This is a genomic window from Kitasatospora sp. NPDC054768, from assembly GCF_053612025.1.
This window is the reverse complement of record NZ_JBSHBN010000240.1, coordinates 1-9,846: the sequence shown is the minus strand read 5'-3', so window position 1 is coordinate 9,846 and position 9,846 is coordinate 1. Positions and strand designations below refer to the sequence as shown.

General features: G+C 64.0%; 9 protein-coding genes. All 9 read right to left on the bottom strand.

From position 1 onward, the window contains the following. Positions 1-647: 647 nt before the first annotated feature. Positions 648-2,666: an RICIN domain-containing protein gene (locus ACWGKU_RS38715; RefSeq protein ID WP_331768675.1), complete on the bottom strand. Its 2,019-nt coding sequence runs from the start codon at positions 2,664-2,666 to the stop codon at positions 648-650. A 2-nt stretch (positions 2,667-2,668) separates the two neighbouring features. Further along, positions 2,669-3,085 carry a GPW/gp25 family protein gene (locus ACWGKU_RS38710; protein ID WP_401049848.1) on the bottom strand — a complete coding sequence of 139 codons (417 nt, stop codon included), beginning with the start codon at positions 3,083-3,085 and terminating at the stop codon, positions 2,669-2,671. Positions 3,086-3,236: 151 nt separating this feature from the next. Then, on the bottom strand, positions 3,237-4,943 hold the full coding sequence (locus ACWGKU_RS38705) for a VgrG-related protein (protein WP_331768674.1): 1,707 nt from the start codon (positions 4,941-4,943) through the stop codon (positions 3,237-3,239). Beyond that, complete coding sequence (locus tag ACWGKU_RS38700) at positions 4,940-5,755, bottom strand: CIS tube protein (RefSeq protein ID WP_452180854.1); 816 nt, start codon at positions 5,753-5,755, stop codon at positions 4,940-4,942. Before ACWGKU_RS38700 ends, ACWGKU_RS38705 begins: the two co-directional genes overlap by 4 nt. Positions 5,756-5,769: 14 nt before the next feature. Beyond that, positions 5,770-6,198 (bottom strand): phage tail protein, encoded by a 429-nt coding sequence (locus ACWGKU_RS38695; protein WP_401049852.1) that lies wholly within the window; start codon positions 6,196-6,198, stop codon positions 5,770-5,772. A gap of 1,262 nt (positions 6,199-7,460) precedes the next feature. Further along, complete coding sequence (locus ACWGKU_RS38690; RefSeq protein ID WP_331768875.1) at positions 7,461-7,619, bottom strand: DUF6760 family protein; 159 nt, start codon at positions 7,617-7,619, stop codon at positions 7,461-7,463. Further along, entirely contained in the window at positions 7,616-7,999 is a 384-nt protein-coding gene (locus ACWGKU_RS38685; protein ID WP_331768671.1) for a hypothetical protein, read from the bottom strand. Before ACWGKU_RS38685 ends, ACWGKU_RS38690 begins: the two co-directional genes overlap by 4 nt. Beyond that, on the bottom strand, positions 7,999-8,442 hold the full coding sequence (locus ACWGKU_RS38680) for a phage tail protein (protein WP_331768670.1): 444 nt from the start codon (positions 8,440-8,442) through the stop codon (positions 7,999-8,001). The genes ACWGKU_RS38685 and ACWGKU_RS38680 overlap by 1 nt, the downstream gene beginning before the upstream one ends. Before the next feature lie 27 nt (positions 8,443-8,469). Next, a complete protein-coding gene (locus ACWGKU_RS38675) occupies positions 8,470-9,606 on the bottom strand; it encodes a phage tail sheath family protein (protein WP_331768669.1) in 1,137 nt (378 codons plus the stop codon). Between the last annotated feature and the right edge of the window lie 240 nt (positions 9,607-9,846).

Sequence of the window (9,846 nt, the reverse complement as noted above, 5' to 3'; positions counted from 1 at the left end):
CTGGTCGTTGAGAAGGGAACTGAAGCCCTGTTAACGGTCGCGGTGCCCGTATCGAAAGGCAATCCGGTCAGAATCCGCAAGATACCGATACCACCTAAGGAGAGAACCAGGAGCGCACTCCGGGAAAGGACGGCGAGCGACTCACCGTCTCGCCGACGCTTTGATGGTTTCATCACCGACCGCGGCGTGATGACACGTACGACGGGCCCTCCCTGCTGAGGGCTTGATGGGTCCGATGGCGCCTGTAATACCGGGGGCCACGCCGGACCGGGTGTGCTGCGCTGGGTGGAGGGAGTTCTTTGAACGGGATTCGTGGCGCATGCGCGATTGTGCGCGGTGGGCGATCGGCGTAGGGATGGGCCCGGATGCGGCTGAGGTCGCTGCTATCGGAACCGGTGCGCCTGTTCTTCCGGCTGGCTTGGGCGCTCAGGCCACGAGAGTGGACCGGGATCGGACCGAGCGGCTTGTGAATCTGATTCCGGTGCGTAGTCACCATTGCCCCCTCGAGCATGTAATGACGGAATGCCGGGCGAACACGTGCGGACCATGGTGTCGCTCCTGCTCTTGTGACCGGCACGCGAGCTGGTGCACTCGAGCGTGCTGTCGAGGTCTGCCGTATGGCTGCCGATGCGCTGCGAATCGGGGAGTCATCGTCTCGGCGTTGCCTTGTCGGAGGGCTGTAGGCGCCATAGCTGGTGTGGGCGTCCGTCGTAGGTCTGCTGGACGATAGGTGCACCGGGGGTGGTGTATCCGGCGAAAACAGCAAGCACCAGACCGCTGTTGACATTCGTCAACTTGTAGTACCCGCCCCCTTGCTCGGACGCGGTCCACTGTGACTCGAGGCCAGAGCCGAGGGTCTGTTGGACTACGTATGCGCCGTAAACGGTAGAGGCGTTCTCCACGCTCATGACCAGGTTTGAGTTGCTGTTAGTGATCTGCCATGCCTCGGAACCCGCCGAGGTGAGAGTCCACTGTTGATTGGCACCATCCTGCGGGGAGGCCTGCTGCAGCCTGGCACCAGGGGCCGTCGAAGAGTTCGGGACCTCGATCGCGAGCCCGCTCTTCTGATTGACCAGCAGACCGCTCTGTGTGGGTGTGTCATCGCTGGGGTTGGTGTTCCCGATGGAGCTGGAGTTGACAGAGTCGATCTGGACTTCTGTCAGCAGGGGAAGTCCATCGGGCGGTAGGACCAGGGGCGGGGAGATAGGGTTGTCGTTCGGGTCCGTCATGGTGACGTTGAGTACCGTGACGGTGCTGGGAAGCCCCGCAAGCACAGCGTACGGGTCGCCTGCATGGACCGGACGGCCGAACGGCCATCCGGCGCCGCTGTCGCCACCAATGACAGGATGAAAGTACCGGTACAGCGCGTCTCTGGCGGCAATCTCCGCATTGACGGCTGCGAGGCTTCCCACGGCAGGCCATACCTGGATCGTGGCTGCCACCTTGAACGGCACCCACACCGGCTCGGTGACCTGTACACGCGTGCCGAGCAGGCGCAGGGCCTCCTCGGAGGCACGGATAGCCTCCTTGGTCTCGTCGGTGAGGACGAGGTCGGCGGCCGGTAGTGCCTGGCCGGGGTCACCGGTGGGGCGGGGGACGACAGTGACCTGCAGGTGTTGGTCGGTGTCCGCCATGGTGCCAATGCGCAGGGCAGATCGGGCGCTGCCTCCGACGGTGACGGTGCGGACACGGGCTGCGTCGGGAACGCGCCTCGTGAGGACCTGGGCATGGTCGTCCGCGCTGACGGCCCGGTGAAGGGGGACCAGCCGGGCGGTGGCGCGGGCTACGGCCTCGTCGAGGGTCTCGGGTTCGGCCCCGCCGGTTGCGGCCGCGCGGTTGGTGACAGTGGCGGGCGGAGTGTTCACCCAGGAGGTGAGGCTACCGGCGGGGACGTTCCCGCGCGTGCCCTGACACGTCTCGTAGCCGGCCCGTACCTCGGCGCCGAGTCGGGGGATCTGGCCGTGCTGGTACGGACCGTAGGTGTAGGGCGTGCTGGGGCCGAAGACGACCTCGCCCGCAGTGGCGTCCCACACGAACCGGTAATCAGCAGACAGGGAACCCGCGAAGGTGGTGTCTTGCACCCAGGTATCGGCGGGTGCGCCGCTGCTGACGGTGGTGACCGTCAGGGTGACCGCCGGGGTGCCACTGGTGGTTTGCTGGAGGATGGGCTGGTAGGTGGGGCGGAAACGCTGGTCTGGCGTGCCGTCGGACACCCCGAGTACTTCGTCGACAGTGGTGATATTGACTGCGGGCACGGTACCGGTTGCCGTTTCGGCGGGCAGAACGAGGGTCTCGATGGTCCGAAAGGTGATGGTTGGGCCCGGATAGCTACTCGGGGTGGAGACGGTCGTGCCCTGGGGAATGGTCCGGTCGGTGGAGTTGGGGTCGGTGAGGGTGAAAGTGAGCTCAGTGCGGGCGGCGGACGGCGGAGTCGGGACAACGCCGGCCAGGCGCAGCAGAGACGCGCGGGCGGCGTCAGTGAGCTGATCGGTGCGGTACCCGAGTTGTTCGACGCGGGAGGCGCAGGCCTCGATCAGGGTGACGCCTGGGTCGGAGACGTTGTGGTCGGTCCACTGGGGGCAGCGCTGGGGGATGTAGCGCTTGGCCGCGTCGACGAGGTCCTGGAAGCGCAGGTCGTCCAGGGAGGGAACGGGGACGTTGCTCATCGTTAGGCTCCTGCGGTACCAGTGCCGGGTTCTCCGGGCAGGGTGTAGAAGGGGAAGACCAGGTTGCGGGGGCTGTTGGTTGCCAGGATTCGGTAGCTGATGTCGATATAGAGCAGACCGGAGACCACGGTATCCGCGGTGACGTCGACTTCATCGACGGCGATCCGCGGTTCCCAGCGTTCCAAAGCGGTGTGGACGGTCTCGATGATCTGACCACCGGTCGTCGCGTCGATGGGAGCGAAGACCAGGGCACTGACGCCGCACCCGAATTCCGGGCGCATCGGGCGCTCTCCCAGCATTGTTCTCATGATCAACTGGATGGACCGGTCGATGTCTTCGGCTCCGCCGACAAGCGCGATGGTGCCGTCATCGGCGACTGTTGCAGGGAAGGTCCAGCCTTTTCCGATCAGTTCGTCCACGATGGCCTCCCTCGGGCGAGGTCATTAAAGTGAGTCGAATGGGTGCTATAGACCTTGTTGCCTTTTCGGATGGTCGATCGCAGCCATGCCGGGAAACGGGCATCAGGGATGTTCGGCTCGTTAGGCAGCCGTGAGGAAAAGGGGAGGAACGTCATCCTACGTCAACCTTTGGCGAAGCGATTTTAACGCTATCGGTGCCGTTGATTTCTACCGTTTTCGCGTTAAGCTTGAGGCTACTCTTGGTGTTATCCCCGATCTCCAGGCTGTCCGTCGTGAGTGTCAGGCTTTTGGTGCCCTTGAGCTCCAGATTTTCCGCTTCGATCGTGATCTTTTTTGCCTTGCGGTCCAGGCGGATCTTCACCTCCTGGTCCCCGGTGCTCAGCAGGACGCCGCCCTCATCAGGGTGGTCCAGAAGCTCGATGCGGTTGCCCTCACGTGACGACAGTGACCGGCGGTTCACAGCCTTCGAGTCGGCATCAATCAAGTCAACGCTGTGTGTCGAAGGATGGTCCTTGCCGTTGTACAGGCCGCCCAGGACATAGGGGCGGTCCAGGCGTCCCTGCTCGAAGCCAACGAGCACCTCGTCTCCGATGCCGGGGCTGATCACCCCGCCCCCGCCTTCGCCTCCGAACTGCACGGTACGGGCCCAATCGGAGACGTAATCCTCGCTGAGCCACGGGAAGGCGATCCGCACCGCCCCCGACTGGCGCGTATCGGGATCACGGACGTCTTGGACGGTGCCGATGGCAAGCCCCGGCACCGCGTATGCTGCCGGTCCATTGCGGGCAGCGTGCGGGACGCGCTGTTGCGAGCTCACGTTCACCTTAGTGCGATAGCCGCGGTCGAAGACGTGGCGAGTACCGGTAACGGTGTAGCGGCCAGTGAACGGCTCTCCGACATTGACGAGCGTCACCGGCGTGCCGGCCGTCAGATGTGGGGAGCCATAAACCGTCGCTTCCAGGTCCACAATCGCGGCTGCGGCCGTGTCGGCGAAGTATTCGGCGACACCCTTGACATCACCCTGCAATGCGTACCCAGTGCCGATTACTTCAGTGAAGGCGCCTCCGCCCAGTTTCGTGGCCAGATAGCCGGCGCGGGTGCCGATATCGATATATTTGCTGCCGTCGACTTTTGCGGTACCAACAGTGGCCTTTTTAGTATCGATGTTCCAGCCGCGAACCTGGACTTCACCGGCTGGCCCGGGCGAGCCCACGGCGACTTGCAGGGACAGCAAGTTGGTTCCATAAGACAGTACGTACGGGTTATCGTCGCCCGCCTGGCGCGGATCGGGTGCGCTGTCGGCGGACTGAAGCGCTTTAAGGAACAGCGTGCCATTGTTGACGACGACCACAGCGCCGTGCAGTTCTGCGAGGTACTGAAGGAATTCCCAGTCGGTGATGTTCGGCTGGACCAGATACTTGATCTTGGACGTCGAGCCGGCAACAGACCCAACTCCGAGCGCCGCGTGGCTGGCGATGTCGCGAACGACCTTCTCCAGCGTGGTCTCCTGCCATGCAGTCAGCCGGCGGCCTCGAGTCAGCCGCTGCGCCCGGTCGTAGGCTCTCAGTACCGTGAATGTTCCCTGCTCCTCGACCTCGCTGGCCACACCGGCCACCTCGCCGCTGAAGAGCACGACGGGCCGGCTGTCGGCGGTGGTGTCCGCCGAGACCTTCAGAGGCGTTCCGATGGCGATCCCACTGCTGCTAAGCAGCTGGTGATTGGGGTCGCGGAAGCGCAGGGTCGCCAGAGCCGGCAGATTGGCGCGGGTGTCCACGTCGACGGTGGTGAGCCTTGCGGCCCACTCTTCCGGGAGGGCCGCCGTGGTCTCAACCAGCGGTGTGGCTGAGTAAGTGGTCATGATCCGCTCTCCGCGCTAGGGAGCCATGCCCCTGTTCCCCCGGCAGCCACCTCATCGACGGCGGGGATGAGCAGAGTAGTGCCTACTGCAAGCCGTTCAGGATCGACGATTCCGTTGGCAGCAGCAATCTGCCGCCACTGAGCGGCGTCGCCGTAGTAGCGCCAAGCCAGCGAAGCCAGGCTGTCACCGGCCTGCGTCTGGTGCACGGCTAGAGCATTTTTGGAGCCTGAGGTAGGGTTTTGTTTGGGTACGGTGCGGGGGATCTCATGCAGCGACAAGCGACAGGTGGCCCGGCTTGGCCTCCCGTCAACATTGAAAAGCGTGTATTCGACATCGACTGTGCTGAGGTAGGCATAGAACGAAACGGTGCGTGCACGTCCCCATTCAAGGCGTACCCACGGGGGGGACAAGGTACTACCAACCGCGAAGCTGCTAATGGCGGGCCGACAGCAGTCGAACAGCTCCTCTACTTGCTGTTCAATCGTGTTAACTAGACTGTAGGTCGAGTCGAGGAAGACCTCCACGCTGACCGACCTGAGATCGGTCCCGTTGAACTCCGGTGGGGCGTACCCCGATTGCTTGGATGGCTCAAAATTCCAGTTGGCGGACGTCGACAGGCTGATCGACTCGGGATTGAACTGCAGCGGGATTCGCGAGATCATCGGTCCGGGCTTGTTGGCCAGGCTGCGTTTGGCCGGCGGATCAAAGATCACGAGCGTAGCGCGGGTGAGCCCGAGCGTGGACAACGAGTACGAGGAGGAGGAGAGCCTGGACAGGGAGGGCAAGGACGGCACGACTGGCAAGAACGGCACCGTGGCAACTCCTTTCAGAACGGGGAGACGATGAAACCGTGATGGGCGATTTCAAGCGTCTCCATCCCGGGACGGGAGTCTTCAGCGCTGAACGACGGCCCCTCCCATCGCACAGGCACGACCCGCTCCATGCTCCATCTCGCGATGACGGAGCGGTTCGGGGCCAGCGCGGCGATGGTGCCGATCGTGGGAATGGACTGCATGGTCTGGCTCCGGAGCCACAGCCAAGCCGCGACGGTACTGCTGGTGAGGGGACGGGTCAGCACGATGTTGGAGTAGGACAGGCGGGTAGGGATCACCCACCGGTGAGCTTCCAGGCCGCCCTCCCAGCGCTCCTCTACCTCCAGGTTGGCGGCAAGGCCGTCACAGGTGGTGAAGGATCCCAGATCGTACATTCCGATCCATACCTGGAACCGCCAGCTGGTAGCGAATGACTCGGCCACAGCCGATACTCCTATCCTTGTGCACCCGGGTATAGCAACGTGGTGCATATCGTGTGACTCTGGGTGGGCTCGAGGAATGTCGACAGGTCAGCGAGGTAGTTCCATGTACCACCTTTCCGGCCTGTCTTCCTGGCGATGCACCACCTTTCGATGCAGCATGCGAGCGAGTACGGGCACCAGCACGCGAGTAAACTCATTACTGTGACGTCGAGTCATCTCGCGGACCATCACGGCTGTGTCCTGCACCCCGCCGGGGCGGGAAGCGCCGTCATGCCGATTCGTCGCCACGGGTGTCATCTGCCTGGGCGACGATCGCGCAGGCCTCGCCAGCCGCGAAGCGGTCGCATTCGGTTGCCGCCCGCCCATGTAGTTTGGGCTGGGCAGTACAGGCGATGGCGGTGTTTGCGGCGCGGGCTGGTCGTACAACGGTCGGGTGCTGGTGGGCAGGGCCGGCAGCGCCGTACCCATCCCTACCAAGGGAAGCGGGGGAGTGGCACCGGTGGTCAGGCGTGCCGACAGCGCTGGGCCTGTCTTCAGGGTGCTGGTGGGCAGGGTCGGCAGCGCCGTACCCATCCCTACCATCGGCAGCGCCGTACCCATCCCTACCAAGGGAAGCGGGGGAGTGGCACCGGTGGTCAGGCGTGCCGACAGCGCTGGGCCTGTCTTCAGGGTGCTGGTGGGCAGGGTCGGCAGCGCCGTACCCATCCCTACCATCGGCAGCGCCGTACCCATCCCTACCAAGGGAAGCGGGGGAGTGGCACCGGTGGTCAGGTGTGCCGACAGCGCAGGGCCTGAGCCTGGGCTGGGGCCGGGCGGAGCAGGCGAGGGGGGTGTTTGCCGCACGGGCCGGCCGTCATAGACACCAGTCCCCACGGGGGGCGGCGTGAGGAAAGACGAAGCCGCTGAAGGACCGGGCGTACGGTACCCAGCTGTACTCACCTTCGCATCCGCGACCAGTCCTGACAGACGCTCGGCCGACGGCCCCTTGCGCTCGTCAGGACTCGACCGCCAGACAAGGAAAGGCCCGAGCCCCGTTCCGTCCAACGCGTGTGCGCCACTGGACCGACGTGCCGCACACGCTGGGTAAGGCATCCGTGTCAGGCAGGTCCACGACAGCTCGTGCCCCGATAGGGACATCCACTGTACCTGCCAGGCCGACAGACGATCACGGAAGCCCTGCAGATCGAGTACTGGCTCAACCTTGCTGAAGGCCTCTGCGACCTCCTGCTTCGGCAGCACTGACCTGCCATGGCTCATGTGGATCATCCGCCTCTGTTGATACGCGTGTTGATGTGGCCGATTTCGCGCACATAGCGGAGCCGGTCTCCGTGTACGAGATCGAGCAGATCACCCGGCGGCCAGTGGAAGTGATACGCGAGGTATGCGACCTCCTCATAGAGCCGTCGCGCCGGGTGGATCAGGATTCCCCCAGGCGTTCACCCGCTCCGGGGCCCTCAGGGTCAACAGCATTGATCTGCTCGTAGAAACGCTGCAGATAAGCCACGTCCGCGGCGAACAGCTGCTCCACGACTTCAGCGCTCACGTGGCGCACCTCGCCCAAGCGAGTGATCACGAGACTGAGCAGCACTACCCCCAAGTAGGCGGGATTCTCTCGCACTCGCTGATCCATCAACGGAGACAGCTCGTCACGTGCGGTGGCCAGGCGCATGGCACCGTTCCGGTGGACCCGGCCAGCCTGGTCCACGTATCCCATCGGGAGATCGAACTCGAACTCCGTCCGCAGCGGCTCTGCGCCACCCTCCGTCAGCTGATCAGTCTGGTAGGCCATCTGGGTCGTCATTACGGCTCAACCGTGATGTCTTCGAACTCAAGCGTGACCGTCTCCAACGCCGGACCGCTCCCATCAGCCTGCAGATCTGCGCCGCTCCATGCACTGGCCCAGCAGTTGACCAGTCCGATACGGCGCACCACGTTCTTCTGCGCGTCGATCATCTTGATCGTCACATGCTGCCGAGCGCCGTCCAGATTCGCATCCAGCAAGGTTGCCTTGAGCCAGTTCGTGAACTGCGTGCTCTTGTCCATCCCCCGAGTGACTGTCACCTGACCGCTCTGGGGAGCACCCGGCTGCTTCCGGTAGATCAGTTCACCGCTCGGGCTCACCTGGGTCACCGCAATGACATCTTCAGCGATTTGCAGGCCAGAGACGGCCTGCACCGTCTCCACCTGATAGTTTCCCAGGTCGATGGCGAAACGGAACGGCGTCAGCGTATTACCGGTAGTCATCTCTTAGCTCCTCTAGGAGTCGGGCCTCTAGGCGCCGTAGGTCTGGGTGATGCGGAACACGACGAACTCAGCCGGCCGAGTCGGTGCCACGCCGATGTCGCAGATGAGCTGGCCCTGGGCCATGGTCGCGGGAGTGTTGTTCGTCTCATCGCACACGACATAGAACGCATCGGCCGCGGTCTTTCCGACCAGGGCGCCGCTGCGCCACTGGTCAGTGAGGAAACTGGTGGCCGTGCCGCGGACCCTGGCCTGCAGGTCTGCGTTGTTGGGCTCGAAGACGGCCCACTGGGTGGACTGCTTGATGGAGTCGCTCAGGAAATTGACGTAGCGCCGGACGTTCAGGTAGCGCCAGTCCACGTCGGTCACGGCCTGAGTCCGGGCCCCCCACACCAGGCTGCCCTGGGAAGGGAAAGTCCGCAGGCAGTTGAAGCCCTTGTCATTGAGAGGGCCCTGAAGGTCGTCGGTCAGGGTGAATTCCAGGTCGAGCAGGCCGTTGACGGCCACGTTGGCCGGGGCCTTGTACACTCCGCGGTCGGCATCGGTGCGTGCCCACGTCCCCGCCACATGTCCGCTCGGTGGAATCAGCACCGGACTGGCATCGTACGCACTCGGTACCTGCAGCCACGGGTAGTACACCGCCGCGAAGGAAGCCGTAAGGCCGGTCAGGCCCAGGTCCAGGTTCGCGGCGTCCGTCGGGATGGTGCCCTTCGGCAGATCGAGCAGCGCTACCCGGTTCCCCATCGCCTCGCAGTGGTTCACCACTGCCTTCTGAGCAAGGGGCCGACCGGCAGCGTCGATGCCGGTGATGTCATCGAGGCCGGGGACCGCCACCATCGTCACATCCAGCTGGGCCTTCAACGCGTCCAGCGCCGCATCCAGATTCGTGGAGGCGGGATCGACGTTGAGGATGTAGCACGGCCCGCCGCCGTTGGTGAACCAGCCGTACAGCGCATTCGTCATCTGCGGCTTGGTGGCTGAGGCCGTGAGGTCGACGAACTGATCGAGGTACTCCTGCCAGGTGTTGACCTTCTCCGGGACCAGAGGGGTCGCAAAAGGCGTATCAGTGGGGCCGATGAAAGCCGCGACCGATGTTGCGGCCGCTGCGATGACGCGCACACCACTGGGAACCTGCTCCACGTAGACACCGGGAGCCTTATACAACATGGGATTCTCCTTCGAGAACGGCCTGGATCCCCCCTCGCCACCATCTCCAATTCCTCCTCCCCTCGCCAGGCGAAGCCGAGGCCATGTTCAGGCAGCACGGCCTCCTGTATGGGCAGGACACCGGTCGCCCAATGCCGCGGAGTTAGCCTCCGCGTTTCACGTCGGGCTGGGACCGGATCGTGGGCGGGAATGCGAAAGTGCCTTCTGAACTGGGACGATGAGGCTTGTCTAAGGTCTCCG

Coding starts and splice junctions, on each gene's coding strand:
- ACWGKU_RS38685 (WP_331768671.1), bottom strand. CDS start 7,999: ATGACGACCCAGATGGCCTACCAGACTGATCAGCTGACGGAGGGTGGC.
- ACWGKU_RS38680 (WP_331768670.1), bottom strand. CDS start 8,442: ATGACTACCGGTAATACGCTGACGCCGTTCCGTTTCGCCATCGACCTG.
- ACWGKU_RS38715 (WP_331768675.1), bottom strand. CDS start 2,666: ATGAGCAACGTCCCCGTTCCCTCCCTGGACGACCTGCGCTTCCAGGAC.
- ACWGKU_RS38675 (WP_331768669.1), bottom strand. CDS start 9,606: ATGTTGTATAAGGCTCCCGGTGTCTACGTGGAGCAGGTTCCCAGTGGT.
- ACWGKU_RS38705 (WP_331768674.1), bottom strand. CDS start 4,943: ATGACCACTTACTCAGCCACACCGCTGGTTGAGACCACGGCGGCCCTC.